The 17,284-nt window shown below is 66.4% G+C and carries 17 protein-coding genes; 6 read left to right on the top strand and 11 right to left on the bottom strand.

The window, feature by feature from the left end:
- Positions 1 to 16 precede the first annotated feature (16 nt).
- The 6 genes from EAG14_RS12215 to EAG14_RS12190 all read right to left on the bottom strand — a co-directional run bounded on the left by EAG14_RS12215 (position 17) and on the right by EAG14_RS12190 (position 4,804).
- Positions 17 to 1,201 carry a pyridoxal phosphate-dependent aminotransferase gene (locus EAG14_RS12215; protein ID WP_121729015.1) on the bottom strand — a complete coding sequence of 395 codons (1,185 nt, stop codon included), beginning with the start codon at positions 1,199 to 1,201 and terminating at the stop codon, positions 17 to 19.
- Between the two features lie 159 nt (positions 1,202 to 1,360).
- Positions 1,361 to 1,942 carry a transcription antitermination factor NusB gene (nusB, locus tag EAG14_RS12210; protein WP_099655180.1) on the bottom strand — a complete coding sequence of 194 codons (582 nt, stop codon included), beginning with the start codon at positions 1,940 to 1,942 and terminating at the stop codon, positions 1,361 to 1,363.
- Entirely contained in the window at positions 1,939 to 2,403 is a 465-nt protein-coding gene (gene ribH, locus EAG14_RS12205) for a 6,7-dimethyl-8-ribityllumazine synthase (protein ID WP_099655181.1), read from the bottom strand. Before ribH ends, nusB begins: the two co-directional genes overlap by 4 nt.
- Positions 2,404 to 2,405: 2 nt before the next feature.
- A complete protein-coding gene (ribBA, locus tag EAG14_RS12200; protein ID WP_099655182.1) occupies positions 2,406 to 3,527 on the bottom strand; it encodes a bifunctional 3,4-dihydroxy-2-butanone-4-phosphate synthase/GTP cyclohydrolase II in 1,122 nt (373 codons plus the stop codon).
- 287 nt (positions 3,528 to 3,814) lie between these two features.
- On the bottom strand, positions 3,815 to 4,105 hold the full coding sequence (locus EAG14_RS12195; RefSeq protein WP_099655183.1) for a 2Fe-2S iron-sulfur cluster binding domain-containing protein: 291 nt from the start codon (positions 4,103 to 4,105) through the stop codon (positions 3,815 to 3,817).
- 72 nt (positions 4,106 to 4,177) lie between these two features.
- Positions 4,178 to 4,804 carry a DUF938 domain-containing protein gene (locus EAG14_RS12190; protein ID WP_121729014.1) on the bottom strand — a complete coding sequence of 209 codons (627 nt, stop codon included), beginning with the start codon at positions 4,802 to 4,804 and terminating at the stop codon, positions 4,178 to 4,180.
- Between the two features lie 638 nt (positions 4,805 to 5,442).
- On the opposite strand from EAG14_RS12190, the gene EAG14_RS12185 reads away from it, so the two are divergent.
- Positions 5,443 to 6,351 (top strand): SDR family NAD(P)-dependent oxidoreductase, encoded by a 909-nt coding sequence (locus EAG14_RS12185; RefSeq protein ID WP_121730446.1) that lies wholly within the window; start codon positions 5,443 to 5,445, stop codon positions 6,349 to 6,351.
- A 177-nt stretch (positions 6,352 to 6,528) separates the two neighbouring features.
- Positions 6,529 to 8,052 carry a glutamate--cysteine ligase gene (gshA, locus tag EAG14_RS12180; RefSeq protein ID WP_121729013.1) on the top strand — a complete coding sequence of 508 codons (1,524 nt, stop codon included), beginning with the start codon at positions 6,529 to 6,531 and terminating at the stop codon, positions 8,050 to 8,052.
- Between the two features lie 86 nt (positions 8,053 to 8,138).
- Here the strand turns inward: gshA and EAG14_RS12175 are convergent, their stop codons facing one another.
- Positions 8,139 to 8,384 (bottom strand): oxidoreductase-like domain-containing protein, encoded by a 246-nt coding sequence (locus EAG14_RS12175; protein WP_371414348.1) that lies wholly within the window; start codon positions 8,382 to 8,384, stop codon positions 8,139 to 8,141.
- Entirely contained in the window at positions 8,381 to 8,635 is a 255-nt protein-coding gene (locus EAG14_RS12170) for a hypothetical protein (protein ID WP_099655187.1), read from the bottom strand. Before EAG14_RS12170 ends, EAG14_RS12175 begins: the two co-directional genes overlap by 4 nt.
- Positions 8,636 to 8,814: 179 nt before the next feature.
- Here EAG14_RS12170 and ylqF point away from each other — a divergent pair, with 179 nt between their 5' ends.
- The 3 genes from ylqF to EAG14_RS23360 all read left to right on the top strand — a co-directional run bounded on the left by ylqF (position 8,815) and on the right by EAG14_RS23360 (position 12,196).
- Positions 8,815 to 9,789 (top strand): ribosome biogenesis GTPase YlqF, encoded by a 975-nt coding sequence (gene ylqF / locus EAG14_RS12165; RefSeq protein ID WP_121729012.1) that lies wholly within the window; start codon positions 8,815 to 8,817, stop codon positions 9,787 to 9,789.
- A 125-nt stretch (positions 9,790 to 9,914) separates the two neighbouring features.
- Complete coding sequence (locus EAG14_RS12160) at positions 9,915 to 11,624, top strand: GGDEF domain-containing protein (RefSeq protein ID WP_240456765.1); 1,710 nt, start codon at positions 9,915 to 9,917, stop codon at positions 11,622 to 11,624.
- A complete protein-coding gene (locus tag EAG14_RS23360; protein ID WP_240456764.1) occupies positions 11,549 to 12,196 on the top strand; it encodes an EAL domain-containing protein in 648 nt (215 codons plus the stop codon). The genes EAG14_RS12160 and EAG14_RS23360 overlap by 76 nt, the downstream gene beginning before the upstream one ends.
- A gap of 164 nt (positions 12,197 to 12,360) precedes the next feature.
- Here EAG14_RS23360 and EAG14_RS22830 read toward each other — a convergent pair whose 3' ends face one another.
- From EAG14_RS22830 to EAG14_RS12150, 3 genes are all read right to left on the bottom strand, one after another.
- Positions 12,361 to 12,504, bottom strand: a complete 144-nt coding sequence (locus tag EAG14_RS22830) for a hypothetical protein (protein ID WP_162995987.1) — start codon at positions 12,502 to 12,504, stop codon at positions 12,361 to 12,363.
- A gap of 108 nt (positions 12,505 to 12,612) precedes the next feature.
- The gene (locus EAG14_RS12155) at positions 12,613 to 15,906 is read right to left on the bottom strand and encodes a WD40 repeat domain-containing protein (protein ID WP_121729011.1); all 3,294 of its coding nucleotides are present in this window, start codon (positions 15,904 to 15,906) and stop codon (positions 12,613 to 12,615) included.
- 62 nt (positions 15,907 to 15,968) lie between these two features.
- Positions 15,969 to 16,772 carry a pseudouridine synthase gene (locus EAG14_RS12150; protein ID WP_121729010.1) on the bottom strand — a complete coding sequence of 268 codons (804 nt, stop codon included), beginning with the start codon at positions 16,770 to 16,772 and terminating at the stop codon, positions 15,969 to 15,971.
- Positions 16,773 to 16,886: 114 nt separating this feature from the next.
- Here EAG14_RS12150 and EAG14_RS12145 point away from each other — a divergent pair, with 114 nt between their 5' ends.
- A complete protein-coding gene (locus EAG14_RS12145; RefSeq protein WP_121729009.1) occupies positions 16,887 to 17,222 on the top strand; it encodes an ankyrin repeat domain-containing protein in 336 nt (111 codons plus the stop codon).
- Positions 17,223 to 17,284 lie beyond the last annotated feature (62 nt).

Here is a 17,284-nt window from a genome sequence, read left to right as displayed (position 1 = left end):
GTGCTTTCAAACCGCGCTAGGCCAGCAGGGTGCGCAGGCGCGCCACCGACTCTTGCAGCTGCGCCATGGAGTTGGCCGTGGAAAAGCGCACAAAGCGCTCGGGCTCGTGGCTGCCAAAGTCGCGCCCTGGGGTGATGGCAACGTGTGCGCGGCGCATCACCTCAAACGCGAAATCCCAGCTCCCCGTCACGCCCAGGCGCTGCGCCGCATCGGTGCAGTCGGCCCACGCATAGAAGGCGCCGTCGGGCATCACAGGCACTTGCAAGCCCAGCGATTGCAGTGCAGGGATGAAGTAGTCGCGGCGGGCCTTGAACTCGGCGCGGCGGCGCTCGTACTCGGCAATGCTTTCGGCCTCAAAGCAGGCCAGCGCCGCCATTTGCGAGACGGTGCTGGCGCAGATGAACAGGTTTTGCGCCAGCCGCTCCACCACGGGCACCATGGCCTCGGGCACCACCATCCAGCCCAGGCGCCAGCCGGTCATGTTGAAGTATTTGCTGAAGCTGTTGATACTGATGATGTTCTCGTCGATGGCGAGGGCCGTGTGGCCAAACTCTTCTTCATACGACAGGCCCAGGTAGATCTCATCGATCATCGTGATGCCGCCATGGCCCTGCACCACCTCGTGGATGCGCCGCAACTCGCCCGGCGCAATCGAGGTGCCGGTGGGGTTGGAGGGCGATGCCAGCAGGACACCACGGGTTTTTTCGGTCCAGGCTGTGCGCACCTTGTCGCTGCTGAGCTGGTAACGCTCTGCCGCCGTGGTGGGCAGCAGCACGGCCTTGCCCTCTGCCGCGCTCACAAAGTGGCGGTTGCAGGGGTAGCTGGGATCGGGCATGAGGATCTCGTCCCCTTTCTCGATCAGCGCCAGGCAGGCCAGGTGCAGCGCTGCCGATGCCCCGGCCGTCACCACGATGCGGCGGGCAGGCACCTGCACCCCAAAGCGGCTTTGGTACCAGCCGCTGATGCGCTCGCGCAGGGCGTCCAGGCCCAGGGCGTTGGTGTATTGCGTGGTGCCATCGCGCACGGCCTTGGCGGCTGCCTCTTGCACCAGGGGCGGCGCGGTGAAGTCGGGCTCGCCAATGTTCAGGAAGATCATGGGCTCGCGCGTGCCGGCCACTTCGCGGGCCAGGGCCTGTGCGGCCTTGGCCACTTCCATCACGTAAAACGGTTCGATCTGCTCTGCGCGGGAGGAAAACTTCATGGGGAGAGGTCCTGCGGCCCGCGCGGACGCGGGTGGGGCTCAAAAAAGGGCGGGGCGGTGGGCTGTCGCCAGCCCAGTGCAGCGTGTGTGGCCACGCTTGCTTGGGCGTAGCCCGTTGTGTGAGGGGTCCTGCGTCGCAGCAAGCTTCGCAGGAGGGGCTCACTGGCCTTCGGCCTGTTGCGCTGCGGCGCTGTCCGCCGCGGGCTTGCCGGGGGCTTTCTCGGCCGATTTGTCCGAGGCCACTTCGGCGGCGCGCAGGCGCGGGGCCAAGCCGTTGAGCACGGCGTTCACGTACTTGTGGCCGTCGGTGCCGCCAAACTCCTTGGCCAACTCGATGCACTCATTGAGCACCACGCGCCATGGCACGTCCATGCAATGCTGGAACTCATACACGCCAATCCACATGGAAGCGCGCTCGATGGGCGAGATCTCGCCCAGCTTGCGGTCCAGCAATGGGGTGATCAGCGCATCCAGGTCTTCGGCCGTGTTGATGCAGCCGTGCAGCACGGCGTTGTAGTGGGCGGCATCGGCCTTGTGAAAGCCTGCCAGGTCGCGCGTGAACGAGTCGATCGCTGCCGCATCGTTGCGGCCCACGATGTGCTGGTACAGCGCTTGCAGGGCAAATTCGCGGGCGCGGCTGCGGTTGGACTTGGACGCTGCCTTGCGCGTGCCGTTGGCCTTGAGCCCGGTGCGCGATTGCTTGGGGGGGCGGGTATTGGACGAGGGGGTGTTTTCAGTCATGACAGGTCGTCCAGCAGGTTGGCCATCTCTACCGCAACGCGGGCTGCATCGGTGCCTTTTTCGGATTGGCGGGCGATGGCTTGCTCCAGGTTTTCGGTGGTGATGATGGCGTTGGCAATCGGGATTTGGTAGTCCAGCGACAGGCGGGTCACGCCTGCGCCGGATTCGTTGGCCACCAGCTCAAAGTGGTAGGTTTCGCCACGGATGATGCAGCCCAGGGCGATCAAGGCGTCAAAGTTGTCGCTCTCGGCCATGGCTTGCAGTGCCACGGGCACTTCCAGGGCGCCGGGCACTTGCACATGGGTGATGTTTTTCTCGGGCACGCCCAGGGCCTTGAGCTCGGCCAGGCAGGCGGCTGCCAGGGTGTTGGTGATGCCCTCGTTGAAGCGGGCCTGCACGATGCCGATGTGCAGCTTCTTGCCGTCCAGGCGGTCCGAGGTTCCTTTTTCTGCGCCAAACATGTTTATTCCTTGGGGATGAAGCCTGTGATTTCGAGTCCGTAGCCGGTCATGCTGGGCATGCGGCGGGGCTGGCCCATGAGGGCCATTTTGTGCACGCCGCAGTCGCGCAGGATCTGCGCGCCGACACCGTAGGTGCGCAGGTCCATGCGGCCGCGCTCGGGCGCTTGGGAGGCACGGGCCGTGCCCTCAAACTGCGCCAGCAGTTGCGCGGCGGTTTCGCCGCAGTTCAGCAGCACGGCCACGCCTTTGCCTTGCTTGGCCAGGTATTGCAGGCTAGTGTCCAGGCCCCATGAGTGCATGGAGCGGTTGACTTCCAGCGCGTCAAACACCGACAGGGGCTCGTGCACACGCACGGGCACCACGTCGTCGGCCGTCCACTCACCCATCACCAGTGCCAGGTGCACGGCTTGGCTGGGTTTGTCGCGGAAGGCATGGGCGGTGAAGGTGCCGTAGGCCGTGTTCAGTGCGCGGCTACCCACCTTCTCGACCAGGGACTCGTTGCGGCTGCGGTATTCGATCAGGTCGGCAATGGTGCCGATTTTGAGGCCGTGTTCTGCGGCAAACAGCTGCAGGTCAGGCAGGCGGGCCATGGTGCCGTCGTCCTTCATGATCTCGCAGATGACCGAGGCGGGGCTGCAGCCTGCCATGGCGGCCAGGTCGCAGCCTGCCTCGGTGTGCCCAGCGCGCATCAGCACGCCGCCATCCACCGCCTGCAGCGGGAAGATGTGGCCGGGCTGGACCAGGTCGGTGGGCTGGCTCTTGCGGTCTACCGCCACTTGCACGGTGCGTGCGCGGTCGGCCGCCGAGATGCCGGTGGTGACGCCTTCGGCCGCTTCAATCGACACCGTGAACGCGGTGCTGTAGACGGTGCCGTTGCGAGCGGCCATGGGGGGCAGCTTCAGGAATTCGCAGCGCTCGCGGGTGAGCGTCAGGCAGATCAGGCCACGGCCAAAGCGGGCCATGAAGTTGATGGCTTCGGGCGTGACATGGTCGGCTGCCAGCACCAGGTCGCCTTCGTTTTCACGGTCTTCTTCGTCCACCAAGATGACGATGCGCCCGGCGCGCATGTCGGCCACGATGTCTTCCACCGGCGAGATGGGCACTGGGGTCAGGGGGGTGTTCATGGGAGAGGGCTTTCGTTAGGGCCGCAGCAGGGTTGTGCAGCGCAAACCGCATGCCCCTCACTGGCCGGGGCGTTGAACGCCCCCAAAACCACCCAAAGAACATGCGATGCGGCGCTGCCGCACGGGGGGAGGCCAAGCGTGCAGCCTCCCGCAAAGCTGGCTATTTTAGTTCAGCCAACGGGCGCGGGCCGTGTGTTGCGTCAATGGCCTGCATATCCATATTCAGAATGTGCCGTTGTCCGGGGCGGCTCGCTGCCGTTCTGTGTCTGCGGACGGTTTTGCTGCGATCAGATCGCAGAGCCTTGCAAAACGACGTCTGACTCGGGGTAGGCCACGCAGGGCAGCACGCAGCCTTCGGCCTTTTCCTCGGGTGAGAGGCCGGGCCATTCGATCTCGTAGCGCACTTGCCCTTGCACCAGTTGCCCGATGCAGGTGCGGCAGGTGCCGTTGCGGCACGAGCTGGGCCAGTCAATGCCGCCTTGCTCCATGGATTGCAGCAGGGGTTGCTGGGGCCAGGCATCGCACTGCATGCCGTCGGGCTCAATGTGGGCCGTGAAAAAGGGGGCGGCTTGGGTCATGTGAGGGGGGTTGTGGGAGGAAGGGCGGGCGCAGTGTAGCCAAAGGGGTGTTGTGCTTGAAGCGGTGGGGAATCACTGCGCGCGTTGCCACACCAGCAGCAAATTGTTGGCGGGCAGTGCGTGGCGCTGGGCCAGTTGCAGGCCTGCTGCCTGGGCCTCAGCCGCCACGTCTTCCACGGCGCGGATGCCCCAGCGCGGGTCTTGCGCACGCAGGCTGGCGTCAAAGGCGAGATTGCCCTGGGCCGTGGGCACGCCCTGTTCCAGGTACGGGCCGTAGGTGACGAGCATGCCCTGCGCGCCCAGGTGGCGGGCCGCGCCGCGCATGAGCCCGCCGCAGCACTCCCACGGGGCGATGTGCAGCATGTTGGCGCAATAGACCAGGTCAAACGGGGTGGTGAAAGCGGGGCCCTCGCTGGGCCATGGGCTCTGGGTCACATCCAGGCGCAGCGGCGCCTGCACATGGGTCGCACCCTGCTGCGCGCACCAGCCGGTGACGGAGGGGAACAGCGTGTCTTGCCAGTCAGTGGGCTGCCAGCGCCAGCCCGGCAGAGCGGCGCCGAAGCTGGCGGCATGCTGGCCGGTGCCACAGGCTATCTCCAGTGCAGAGCCGGTGGGGGCCAGCAGCGTACGAAGCACCGCGAGGATGGGCGCCTGATTGCGCTCTGCGGCAGGGCTGTGGGCCAGTGGGGGTTGGGGCATGTTTTATCAATAAAAATAGCCTCTAGCGCTGATTGGATAAGCGCTGGCAGCTATTGAAAGTGTAGCTAAATTGAAGCGCACTCACGAACAGAATGCTGCTTAAAAATTGGGCGTTATGTGCGAGTGCCTTGTAAATCAATCACTTACGCCGCCCATACAGCACTTGTCCAAGGTTATCCACAAGATTGTCCAGTGGCCTGCGGGATAAGTGGCACAAAAGCCGAGGGCTGCCGAGGTCTTGTGTTTTGCCTTTTATTTCAGCAGTGCGTTGAATGTTTATATAAATCAATGGGTTATGTGCTTCATACAGAACTTGTCAAAACTTATGCACAGGATTGTCCAGTGCCTTGCGGGATAAGTGCCGGTTTGTGAATAGATTCTGCTTAAAAATGAGGCGCCGGGTAGTCCTCCTTTGCAAATCAAGCACTTAGCAGTCCTATACAGGACTTCTCCACAGTTATCCACATGATTGTCCAGTGATGTCAGGGATAACCCTGGGCTCTCGCGTGGGTCTGTCTTGGTTGTCCCCCATGCAACCGGCGCGTCCCCAGCCTTGGCTTACAGTGCTGCGCGCAGAAGCATTTCAGTCCCTGGGCATTCCCGGGGGCGGCCACCAACCCATACAGGAGATCCATCGCATGACAGACATTGACTTCAAGGGCCGCGTGGCCATCGTGACCGGGGCTGGGGGCGGGCTGGGGCGCCAGCATGCGCTGGCCTTGGCGGCACGCGGTGCCAAGGTGCTGGTCAATGACCTGGGCGGGGCGGTGGACGGCAGTGGTGGCACGGTGGGCGCGGCCCAGAAGGTGGTGGACGAAATCCGCGCCGCAGGGGGCGAGGCACTGGCCAATGGCGCTTCGGTGACCGACTTTGCGGCCGTGCAGGCCATGGTGCAGCAGGCGGTGGACGCCTGGGGCCGTGTGGATGTGCTGGTGAACAACGCGGGCATCTTGCGCGACAAGTCGTTCGGCAAGATGGAGATGGACGACTTCAGGCTCGTGGTGGATGTGCACCTGATGGGCGCCGCCCACTGCTGCAAGGCCGTGTGGCCCCACATGGTGACGCAGCAATACGGGCGCATCGTCATGACGACCTCGTCCACCGGCCTTTACGGCAACTTTGGCCAGGCCAACTACGGTGCGGCCAAACTGGCCCAGGTGGGCTTGATGCAGACCCTGGCCATTGAAGGTGCCAAGCACAACATCCATGTGAACGCGCTGGCCCCCACGGCGGCCACGCGCATGACCGAGGGGCTCATGCCCCAAGAGGTGCTGGACGCCCTCAAGCCCGAAGCCGTGGTGCCCGCCATGCTGGTGCTGGCGCACGAATCGGCCCCGACGCGCACCATCCTGTGTGCGGGCGCAGGCACCTTTGAGGCGGCCCACATCACCCTGACCCAAGGCGTGCACCTGGGCATAGGCAGCAACATCCCAGAGCAACTGGCGGCGCGCCTGGCCGAGGTGGTGGACCGCACGGGCGAGCAAGTGCCGCAAAGCGGCGCGGCGCAGGGCACCAACGAAGTTGGCAAAGCCCTGGCGCGCCGCTGAGCGCGGGCCCCTGCAAAGGCCGATGGCGCCCGCTGTGCGGTAAAGCACAGCTGGCGCCATCGTGCGCCCCGCCGGGTTTTCAGCCGTTTGGGCTAAAGGACTTGCGCCCGGTCTGGGCGTGAGGCGCTGCGCCGTGCTAAGTTCCGGGCCAACGAGAAGATGGACCGGTATAACGATATGAGCAAATTGCAGGACAGACTGAGCGTATTCACCCCCGACGCCCTGCGCGGCATCCGCCGTGGGGTCGAGAAGGAAGGGCTGCGCGTGCAGCCCACGGGCGGGCTGGCACTCACCCCGCACCCCAAGGCCCTGGGGTCGGCACTCACGCACCCCCTCATCACCACCGACTACAGCGAATCGCAGCTGGAGCTGATCACCGGCGCGCACCGGGGCGTGCAGCAATGCCTGGATGAGCTGACCGAAGTGCACCAGTTTGTGCACCACACCTTGAAGGACAGCGGCGGCGAGTTGCTGTGGGCCTCCAGCATGCCTTGCGGCTTGCCCACCGATGAGACGATTCCGTTGGCGCGCTACGGCGGCTCTAACGTGGGGCGCGCCAAAAGCGTCTACCGCATGGGCCTGGGCCACCGCTATGGCCGCCGCATGCAGACCATCTCGGGCATTCACTACAACTGGTCGTTGCCGGGCGTGAGCAGCGAGCAGTATTTCTCGCTCATCCGCAACTTCCGCCGCCATGCCTTTGTGTTGCTGTACCTGTTTGGCGCATCGCCCGCGCTGTGCCCTTGCTTTGTGCAGGGGCGTGAGCACCGTTTGCAGCGCCTGAGCGACAGCGCCCTGTTCCTGCCGCACGCCACATCGCTGCGCATGGGGCGCCTGGGCTACCAAAGCGACGCGCAGGCCACGCTGGCTGTGAGCTACAACGGCCTGCAAGGCTATGCCAATTCGCTGCACGAAGCGCTGACCAAGCCTTACCCCGCGTATGAAACGGTGGGCGTGCGCAACCCTGGGGGCGACTACAACCAGCTGGGCACCAGCCTGTTGCAGATCGAAAACGAGTTCTACGGCACCATCCGCCCCAAGCGCACCGTGCGCACGGGCGAGCGCCCGTTGCACGCGCTGCGCGAGCGCGGCGTGGAATATGTCGAAGTGCGCCTGATGGACCTGGACCCGTTTGTGCCCGTGGGCATCACGGCGCCCACCATGCGGCTGCTGGATGTGTTTTTGCTGCACTGCCTGCTGTCGGACAGCCCGCCCGACACCCCTGCAGAAATCGCTGAACTGCAGCGCAACCAGCACCTGACGGCCGAGCGCGGCCGCGAGCCCGGCCTGCAACTGCAGCGCAATGGCCAGAACGTGGCGCTGACTACCTGGGGCGACGAAGTGCTGGCCGCGTGCGAGCCCTTGGCCGCCGCGCTGGACGCCACCCACGGCACCACCGACTACAGCGCCGCGCTGCGCGACGCCCGTGCGCTCATGCAGGCGCCAGAGCGCACCCCATCGGCCCGTGTGCTGGACACCATGGCCCAGCAGCACGCCAGCAGCTTCGAGGGGTTTGCCTTCCGCCAATCTGAGCACGCCCGCGACGCCTTGCTGGCCCTGCCCTGGAGCGCAGAGCAGCAGGCGCGTTACCTGGCCATGAGCGACGAATCCATCGCCGCCCAAAAAGCCATCGAAGCTGCCGACACCCTGCCGTTTGAAACCTGGCGCGAGCAGTACATGGCCGTGGAAGGCTTGGGCTGAGTCTGATGTAGGGCGTTTTGCTATCGAATAAATAGCTGCCAGCGCTTGTCAGTCAAACGCTAGAGCCATTTTTTTGCTTGAATCGGCTAGTCGTTCAGCGCCTGCAAAGCATCCTGCCGCCAGTATTCGGCAGCGCTGAGAAACCCCTCCCACACACAGCCATTGCAGCCCCGGCCGCAACAGGTGGTGGGCTCTGGCGGCGGCGGGCGCAGGGGCACGCCCTGGACCTGCGCCTGCGACTGCAGCACCGCAAACATTGCCAGGGCGCTGGGCCCGTCGGTGGCCTGGGCGGTGGTGCCAGCACCGGGGCCGCTGGCAGGCAACGTGCTCATTGCCGATGGGCGCCGGCACGTACACGGCGCACCACGTATTGCACGATGAACGCCGCGCCCAGCACCAGCGCAAACCAGCCTACCGCAGCCACTTGGCCCATCAACTCGCGCACGCTGCCAGAGCGGGCAACGTAGGGCGCCAGCACAATCACCAGCCCGATCAGTGCGCAGGTGACGCCTTTGAACAGCATCTCCTTGTCGGCTTTGCTGGGTGGCGTTGGGGTGGGGGCAGAGGGCGGGCGTGGTGACATGTCGAACCTGAAGTGGGCGTGGGGGTGAGCGGGGCGGGAATGAACGGTTTTTGCCTGGAACACGCCAGTGAATGGCCGGTGAACCCGGACCGCGATTATCCTTGCCCCCTTCTTCCAGGAGCCCGTTCAGTACCCTGAGCCGGCTTTTAGCCCCGAAAACACCAGAAAGTACCCCCCGCATGGCCATCCAGTGGTTCCCCGGTCACATGCACCTGACCAAAAAAGCCATCACCGAACGCATCAAGGACATTGACGTGGTGATTGAGGTGCTGGATGCGCGCCTGCCGGGCTCCAGCGCCAACCCGTTGCTGGCCGAAATCACCGACCACAAGCCCAAGCTCAAGGTGCTCAACAAGCAGGACGTGGCCGACCCCGAACGCACCGCGCTGTGGCTGGACTGGTACAACGCCCAGAGCGAAACGCGCGCGGTGCCGCTCGATGCCTCTGACCCCGCGCCCGCCCGCAAGCTCATTGACGCCTGCCACCTGCTGTCGCCCAACCGGGGCGGCATGGCCAAGCCCATGCGCGTGCTGATCTGCGGCGTGCCCAACGTGGGCAAATCCACGCTGATCAACACCCTGAGCAACAAACGCCAGGCCAAGACGGGCGATGAAGCGGGCATTACCAAGCTGGAGCAGCGCATCACGGTGGCCGACGACTTTTACCTGTGGGACACCCCCGGCATGCTGTGGCCCCGCATCATCGTGCCCGAGAGCGGCTACAACCTGGCCGCCAGCGGCGCTGTGGGCCGCAACGCCTACGACGAAGAGCTGGTGGCGCTGGAGTTGCTGCGCCGCCTGCAGCTGCACTACGCGCCCTTGCTGGAGGCGCGCTACAAGCTCAGTCTGCCTGCGGGCGCTGTGGGCGAGATGCCCGACGAAGAACTGCTCGAAGCCATCGGGCGCAAGCGGGGGGCCATGCTGGGTGGCGGCCGGGTCAACCTGCAAAAGACGGCCGAGATCGTGATGACGGACTTCCGCACCGCCACGCTGGGCCGCATTACCCTGGAAACCCCTGCAGAGTTTGAAGTCTGGCTGGCCGCCGGGCAGGCGCAAGACGCTGAACGCGCTGCCAAGAAGGAAGCCCGCACCAAAGCCCGGGGCAAGGGCACCGGCCGGCGCGACCCTCAATCGGGCGACGCTGCGACCGAGTAAGCCGCCCCTGCGTGGGCGGGCCAGCGGGTTGCTGCCGCGTTGCATCTCCACGTCACATCAGTGGATTCCCGGCTGCGGCCCTGGGGGGCGGCGTTAGGATGGAACGATTGTCCAAACCACGCACCATGGCAGACGTTTCACTCCTGAGCGCATCCGATCAGAGCGATCCCACCATCCGCAAACTGGTGCAGGTGACCGGGTGGGCGGTCACCCTGATTGGCTGTTTGGTCGCCTTGCTGCTGTTGCGAGACGATCCGGTGCAGTGGGGCAGGGTGGTCTTGAACCTGTGCGCCGGGCTTGTGGGGGTGGCGGCGCTGGCCCTGGTGCACCTGCGGCGCTGGCTGCTTGCCGCCCATGTGCTGGTGTGGGGCGTGTGGGTGTTTGTGTCGCTGGTGGCTGCGGGCAATGGGGGCGTCAAAGGCCCCAATTTGCTGAACTACCCCGTGCTCATCGTGCTGTCGGGTTGGCTGCTGGGTGGGCGGGCCACGATGTGCCTGCTGGCGTTGACGGGCGGGCTGTTTGGCTTCTTCCTCTGGGCCGATGCCCGGGGCGCACTGCCTGTGACGCCGCCCAACAACCACTACGCCTATGCCGCCTACCTGGCGGGCATTGTGGGGCTCACGGCCACGGCCACGCTGCTGTCGCGGCGCAGCTACCTGGGCCGTGTGGGTGAGGCCCAGGACATGGCGGCCGACTTGGCTGCGCGAGACACCGAGCTGCGCAAACTGCTGCGCGTGGTAGAGCAAAGCCCCGAGAGCACCGTCATCACCGACCTGCAAGGGCGCATCGAATTTGTGAACGACGCCTTTGTGGCCCGCACCGGCTATGCGCGCAGCGAGGTGATTGGCCAGTTGTCCTCGGCCTTCTCGGGCAACGGGCTGGCCCCGGCGCAGCTTGCGGGCCTGCAAGAGACCCTGGCCCGTGGCGAGAGCTGGGCGGGCGAGCAGGCCAACGTGCGCAAGGACGGGGTCACCATCTGGGAGAGCGTGGTGGTGGCGCCCATTCGGCAGCCCGATGGGCGCATCAGCCACCACGTAGAGCTCAAGCAGGACATGAGCGAGCGCAAGCGCGCGGCCGAAGAAATCCACCGCCTGGCCCACTTCGACCCGCTCACCAGCCTGCCCAACCGCTCCATGCTGATCGAGCGGCTGACCGGCCTGCAGGCGCGCCACCAGCGCGCCCCGGATGCCTTGAACGCCCTGCTGTTGCTGGACCTGGACCGCTTCACCACCTTCAATGATGCGCGCGGCAGCGAGATGGGCGACCGGCTGCTGTGTGCGGTGGCTCTGCGCCTGTCGGAATGCCTGGGCGGGCAGGACCTGCTGGTGCGCGTGGCGGCGGACGAGTTTGGCATCGTGCTGCATGGCCTGAGCGCCGATGCCGCCGCCGCAGGCCGCCGCGCCCTGGTGTTTGCCGAGCAGGTGGCGCAGGCCCTGGCCCAGCCATTGCCCCTGGGGCTGCAAGCCGGCGACGCGGCCGAAGAGGCACAGTTGCAGGCCAGCATTGGCATCACCCTGTACCCACAGGGGGTGGATGACCTGCCACTGAACGCCATGGGGCGGGCAGGAACGGCGCTGCACCGCGCCAAGCACGGGGGCGGTGCCCGCGCGGCGTTTTTTGAGCAAGGCATGGGCGAGGTGGCGGCCCAGCGTTTTCACCTGGAGCGCGATTTGCGCCACGCCATCGGCGCGCAGGAGCTGCGGCTGTACGTGCAGCCGCAGGTGGATGGACGTGGCGAGTTCACCGGGGGGAGGCGCTGGTGCGCTGGCAGCACCCGCGCGATGGCTTGGTGCCGCCCGGCGTGTTCATCCCGGTGGCGGAAGAGTCGGATTTGATTGTGGGCCTGGGCGACTGGGTGCTGGCGCAGGCCTGCGCGGTGCTGGCCATGCCTGCCTTCAGCCAGCGGCGCTTGCGCATGTCGGTCAACCTCAGTGCGCGGCAGTTTCGCCAGGCCAGTTTTGTGCCCAACCTGCGTGCCTTGCTGGCCACCACGGGGGCCGACCCGACGCTGCTCACGCTGGAAGTGACCGAGGGCCTGGTGATCGAAGACTTTGACGACGCGGTGGCCAAGATGCGCGAGCTGGTGGCCATGGGCCTGGAGTTTGCGCTGGACGACTTTGGCACGGGCTACTCGTCACTGGCTTACCTCAAGCGGCTGCCTATCCGGGAGCTGAAGATTGACCGCTCGTTCGTGACCGAGGCGCCCACCAATGCCGACGACGGTGCGCTGGTCGAAGCCATTTTGTCGGTGGCCAGCCACTTTGGCCTGCGCGTGGTGGCCGAAGGCGTAGAGACCCGCGAGCAGGTGCGCTTTCTGGAGCAGCGCCAGCCTGACATGGTGTACCAGGGCTACCTGTTCGGGCGCCCCGAGCCCGTGGCGCAGTGGGTGGAGCGGCTTGCCCTGTGATGCAGGGGGTGTGCGAGGCCTGAAGCAAAAATAGCTGCCAGCGCTTATTCAATAAGCGCTGGCAGCTATGTTTTTAGTAGCTATTTTCCGTTGCCTGGTGGCTGCTGACTGTTGGCAGAAGCTGGCTGCCTCTGCCGCTTTGTTTGGCAGCCACTCGCTGGGGGCTACTTGTTTTTGTCTTTGCCCTTGGGGAGCACCGTGGTGGTCGGTGGCATGGGGCGGTCGGAACCGCTGGATTCTTTGGGAAGGGAAGTGTCCTTTTTGGGTTTCTTCGCCATCTTGTTGCTGCGCTGTTCGCCTTTGGCCATGGGGCCTCCTGTAAAGGTCTCGGGATGGGACCGCCCCGGCATGGTAAGCCACAAATGCAGGCGCCCAGATGTGTTTTGCTCTCCCTTTTGGGGGGCAATGCAGGGCTGTTACCAGTGCAGTGGTGCGGCGTGGTCTTCCCAGAAAATCCAGCGGCCCACTTCGGCGTAGTCCGAGTTGCCGATGGCATAGGGGTCCGGGCCGGTTTCTACCCGCTGCAGCAGCACCAGATACCCGCTGTGGCTGGTGGCGATCAGGGTGCTGCCGTCCGGCGCCAGGTCGATGGCGGCCACCGCGCCACCAATGTGGTGGTGCCACAGGGGCCGCCCGGTGTCGTCCAGCCCGTGCAGCGTGCCGTTCGCATCGCCCAGCACCACCAGCCCGGCCGCTGCGGCCGATGCCTCGATTCGCCACTGCGTCTGGATGGCATGCAGGGCCAGATCGCCCCTTGCGGGCTGCATTGGCGTACCCAGGCTGTGGACCGGGGCCACGCCGGTACTGCCTGCGTACAGGTGGCATGCGCTGGCCAGCAGCGTGGCCGATTCATGCGGGAAGGTTGTGTGCGTGAAGGTGGCGTGGCAAGGGTAGGCAGACAAGGCGGCATAGCGCGCCCGCACCTGGCCCTCGGCCCGACTGAGGGGCTGGGCACTCAGAACGACGTGCGCGCTGTCCTGGTCGCCGACGGCGACGTGTTGCTCGTCGGCAGACAGGGCCATGTGCAGCATGTGCAGGCGCAGCATGTGGCCCTCTGGGCAGGCCTGTTGATTCTTGGCCCAGGTGTAGGGGCCGTCTTCGTCCCATTGCAGGGGGTGCAGGCGCTGCACTGCATCTGGCGTGAGCAGGTAAATGCCGGTGCTGTTGCGCAGCAGCACGCGCTGGCCGTTGTTGAAGGGGATGAGTTCGTCGCACGCCTGGCCTGCCGCACCAGCCGCCAAGCCCAGCGCAGGCGGTATGCCCTCGTTGCCCTGGGGCAATGCAAAGCGGGCGATCACCGGGCCGTCCCACCCCGCGTGGGTGGTGATGTGGGTGCCGTCGCAGCGGGCAAAGCACTGGTGGTTGGGCGAGCGGCCTGCGCCATGCAGGCCGGGTAGGGGCTCGGCCTGCAGGCCCTGCAGCAACCACCACTGGGGTTGGCCAGACTGCACTGTGCGCACCACCACGCGGCTGCCGTTGGGCCCGCTGCCCAGCAGCAGCGCGGGCCCGGTGGCCTGACCTGCGCGGTAGGCGTGCGCGGCAAACGCATCGGGCGCAAAGGCAAAGCGCTGGCGAAACCGGGCAGACAGCTCCCCGTCTGCGTGCTGGTGCACCGCACGCGCCAGCTGCAGCACGGCATCGGCCAGCGGGGTGCGGGGGTCTTCGGGCAGGGCGGGGGCATCGTCCGCCACGTGAAAGGGGGACGGGAGGCTGGCCTGCCCGGCCACAGGGGCATCGCCCCTGGGCAAGGTGGCGTCCACCGGGCTTTGTGGGGCCTGCAGGTGCGCGCGCACGGTGCGCACATAGTCTTGCCCACGGCTTTGCCACAGGCCCGAGCATTCCATGCCTTCGGGGCCAAACACGGCGGTGTCGGGCAGGTTGGGCGGCAGTGGGGGTGTGGCCAGCAGCGGAAGTGCGGGCGCGGTGGCGGCAGGGCCTGCGGCTTGCAGCGCGGCCGAGCGGCTTTCAATGTGCGCCTGGGCCTGGCGGACCAGGCGCAGCAGCCGTGCCAGGTGGTCTGCCGCGCAGGGGGGCAGGGGGCTGCGGTTTTCGCTTTGGCGCTGGGTGTACTGCACCAGCACCTGCGGTGGGCCTTCGCGTGCTTCGTCCAGGTCCAGCTGGTAGGCAGCGTGGGCATCGTCGGGCGGGTCGCCAGGGCCGTCCTCGCCGTTTTGCCAGCTCAGCTTGAAGGCGCGGCCCCAGGGCTCGCCTTCGTGCAGGCAAGGCTGGCGCGCCCCGATCCAGAGCTGCCCTGCCCAAAAGCCGTTTTTCTCAGCGTCCCACCAGTCGTTGTAGTGCTCGGTGAACAGGGGGCCAGAGGTCAATGCCTCCAGCCGCGCCGGGGTGATATCGGCCTGCAACTGCGCCCACAGCGGGTAGCGTGCGCGGGCCTGGGCCGTGCCTTTGCGCACATAGTCCAGCACGCCGCGCCAGGCCTGTTGGCAGGCTTGCCAAGCCTGTGCGTTTTCAGGTGCTTCGGCAGCATCGGGCGGCAGCAAGGCTTGCCAGTCGCCGGGCTCGCCTTGGTGGTAAGGGCGGTAGAGCAGGGTGAGCGGGCCGGCAGACGCCGCCTTGGTCAATGCCGTGGAAGGCACGCTGGGTGGAGCGCTGGGCGATGGTGGATGTTGCCTCCCCCGTTTCAGCACCCCTTGCAGCATGGCCAGGGCGGAGCCCAGCCAGCCCTGGTTGCGCTCCGGGTGGTCCACCGCCAGGTAAAAGTCCCACTGCTTCCACACCGTGATGAACACGCTGTCGTCCCGCGCATCGCCGTCGGCGTCCACATGCTGGCGGCACAGCGAAAAGTCGGTTTGCCCAAACCAGCCCGCTGCCGTGTGCTCTTTGTGCGCGATGACGGGCGAGCGCACGGCGGCCAGGAGGTTGGCGGCGCTGATGGTCTCGTCGGCGAACAAGCCAGGGGTGGGCAGTGGCGGTAGCAGTGCATGCACCAGCGCTGTGGGCTGGGTGAGGGGCTGTTGTGCCTTGGCGGCGCTCAGTACGGCGGCAGGGTCCAGCAGCTGGGCCAGGCTGCCGGTGCCCGTGTCGTCGGCGGCCAGGCAGTGTGGTGGCAGAAGCAGGCCCAGCGTTTCATGGTCTGCTGTTTCATGGTGCGCGTGCATGGGCTGTTCATGCTGGAGGTCCGGTGGGTTTTGCAGCGCAAATTCCAGATGGGGCGGCTTGTTCCAGTGCGGCGCGCTGCCCCGGGTGAACAGGCCCACCTGGGCGGTGCATTGCCCCAGCACCGTCAGCCCGCCTGGCGCGCCATCGCTCCACAGCAGCGTTTGCACGGCCAGGTCGCCCTGCACATGCAGATGCACGCCTTGCAGCACAGCGCTGGTCATGCGCGCATCGCCCATGACCAGCGCGTGCACGGGCAGCGGCGTGTGGGCAGGGGGGATGTCCGCCATGGCTGTGGTCAAGGCGCCTTGCAGGTGCAAATGCCCGTTCACCCACAGCAAGGCCCCCTCGGGGTGTGGCGGGGTGGCGGGCAAGGCCGCAGCAGGGATGGGCGCTTGCCACTCGCCAGGGGCGCTGGTGCTGGGCTGCGCGCACAGTTCCAGCGCGGCCAGGTCCAGGTCGCCGTCCACCCACCACACGGGCAAATCGGCCCAAGATGCTGCATCCCGCTGCAGAGCGGCAGCCAGCCAGCAGGTGGCGGGCAGGCGGTGGGCCAGTGCTGCCAGGTGGGTGAGGTGCACAGGGGGAAAGGGCATGGTGTGGAGCAAAGCGGGCTGGGCTGTGGGCTGGCGCGATGGTAGCCGTCCCGGGGGCCGCGTCAGGCCGGGCCCGTGGCTGCGGCTTGGCGCACAGGTGGCAACCATTCCCAAGGCCATTGGGTTTGCAAGTGCTGCCAGTCTGCCGTTGGCGTGGTGGCTGGCCCGCCAGGCTGGGGCGTGTCTTGCGCCATGGCAGGCAGTGCCAGCCCGCTGTGCAATTGCAGCCATTCGCTCGTTACCGGGTGCGGCAGGCTCAGCTGCCACGCATGCAGCCACAGCCGCTGCTGGCCCAGGCGCTCGGCCCACCAGCGGTTGAGGGGCCCTTTGCCGTGCGTGGCGTCGCCAATGATGGGGTGCGCCAGGTGCTTGAGGTGGCGGCGTATCTGGTGGCGGCGGCCGGTGGTGGGCACGGCCTCGACCAGCGCGGCGCGGGTGGTGGCAAAGCGCGGGTCGCTGGCTTGCGGCAGGGTCAGCTGGGCCAGGGTGCGAAAGCGGGTGTGGGCGTCCTGCACGGGGGCGTCGGGCGGGGCGTCGTCAGGGCGCAGGGGGTGGTCTACCTCGGCCTCGGCGGGGGCCCAGCCGCGCACCATGGCCAGGTAGCGCTTGTGGGTGGCGTGCTGCTCAAACGCCTGCGACAGCGCCCGCGCCGCATCGCTGTGCAGCGCCATCACCAGCACGCCGCAAGTGCCTTTGTCCAGCCGGTGCACGGGGTACACATGCTGCCCCAGTTGGTCGCGCAGGGTCTGCATCACAAAGCGCGTCTCGCCTGCATCCAGCCCCGTGCGGTGCACCAGCCAGCCCGCAGGTTTGTAGACGGCCACCAGGTGCTCGTCTTGCCAGAGGATGTGCAATGGTGTGTGCATGGGCGTTGAAAAGGCGACGAGCGTTGCGGGCAAGTTATCAGGGAAGGCGCGGATTGTGCCGCACGCGGCGCTCACTACACTGACCCGATCGCGTTGCAGAAAGGATGCCCAGGGATGTCTGCCGGAGATTGGAAAGACATGTATGCCGCCGCGGTGGCGGGCGATCTGGCATTGGTGCGCCACCACATCAGTGCGGGCGTGAACCCCAACTACCAGCACCCCGAGATTTTGTGCACACCACTGGTGGCCAGCCTCATCCATGGCCATCGCGAGATCGCGCACTATCTGCTGGCGCATGGCGCTGACCCCCAATTGCGCTCAGATTTTGACGACATGACCCCACTGGAAGCGGCACGCCGCTACCAGAGCTGCGAGTTCGTTGCGCTGCTGCAAGCGCGCGGCGCGAAGGAAGATCGCAAGCCCTTTTGGTGGCGCTGGCTGCCCGTGTAAGGCCTGGCTGCCTGGCATGCCCTGGCTTGCTGGCCTTGCCGCGCATAGTTTGCCCAAGGCGA

It is taken from the genome of Acidovorax sp. 1608163 (assembly GCF_003669015.1).
Taxonomy (GTDB): domain Bacteria; phylum Pseudomonadota; class Gammaproteobacteria; order Burkholderiales; family Burkholderiaceae_C; genus Acidovorax.
This window is presented reverse-complemented; position numbering and strand designations above follow the sequence as displayed.

Excerpts from the sequence above, each read along its gene's own strand:
- EAG14_RS12185 (WP_121730446.1), top strand. The coding sequence starts at position 5,443 with ATGACAGACATTGACTTCAAGGGCCGCGTGGCCATCGTGACCGGGGCT.
- EAG14_RS12215 (WP_121729015.1), bottom strand. The coding sequence starts at position 1,201 with ATGAAGTTTTCCTCCCGCGCAGAGCAGATCGAACCGTTTTACGTGATG.
- EAG14_RS12160 (WP_240456765.1), top strand. The coding sequence starts at position 9,915 with ATGGCAGACGTTTCACTCCTGAGCGCATCCGATCAGAGCGATCCCACC.
- gshA (WP_121729013.1), top strand. The coding sequence starts at position 6,529 with ATGAGCAAATTGCAGGACAGACTGAGCGTATTCACCCCCGACGCCCTG.
- EAG14_RS12170 (WP_099655187.1), bottom strand. The coding sequence starts at position 8,635 with ATGTCACCACGCCCGCCCTCTGCCCCCACCCCAACGCCACCCAGCAAA.
- EAG14_RS12145 (WP_121729009.1), top strand. The coding sequence starts at position 16,887 with ATGTCTGCCGGAGATTGGAAAGACATGTATGCCGCCGCGGTGGCGGGC.
- ylqF (WP_121729012.1), top strand. The coding sequence starts at position 8,815 with ATGGCCATCCAGTGGTTCCCCGGTCACATGCACCTGACCAAAAAAGCC.
- nusB (WP_099655180.1), bottom strand. The coding sequence starts at position 1,942 with ATGACTGAAAACACCCCCTCGTCCAATACCCGCCCCCCCAAGCAATCG.
- ribBA (WP_099655182.1), bottom strand. The coding sequence starts at position 3,527 with ATGAACACCCCCCTGACCCCAGTGCCCATCTCGCCGGTGGAAGACATC.
- EAG14_RS12150 (WP_121729010.1), bottom strand. The coding sequence starts at position 16,772 with ATGCACACACCATTGCACATCCTCTGGCAAGACGAGCACCTGGTGGCC.
- EAG14_RS12175 (WP_371414348.1), bottom strand. The coding sequence starts at position 8,384 with ATGAGCACGTTGCCTGCCAGCGGCCCCGGTGCTGGCACCACCGCCCAG.
- EAG14_RS12195 (WP_099655183.1), bottom strand. The coding sequence starts at position 4,105 with ATGACCCAAGCCGCCCCCTTTTTCACGGCCCACATTGAGCCCGACGGC.
- ribH (WP_099655181.1), bottom strand. The coding sequence starts at position 2,403 with ATGTTTGGCGCAGAAAAAGGAACCTCGGACCGCCTGGACGGCAAGAAG.
- EAG14_RS12155 (WP_121729011.1), bottom strand. The coding sequence starts at position 15,906 with ATGCCCTTTCCCCCTGTGCACCTCACCCACCTGGCAGCACTGGCCCAC.
- EAG14_RS22830 (WP_162995987.1), bottom strand. The coding sequence starts at position 12,504 with ATGGCCAAAGGCGAACAGCGCAGCAACAAGATGGCGAAGAAACCCAAA.
- EAG14_RS12190 (WP_121729014.1), bottom strand. The coding sequence starts at position 4,804 with ATGCCCCAACCCCCACTGGCCCACAGCCCTGCCGCAGAGCGCAATCAG.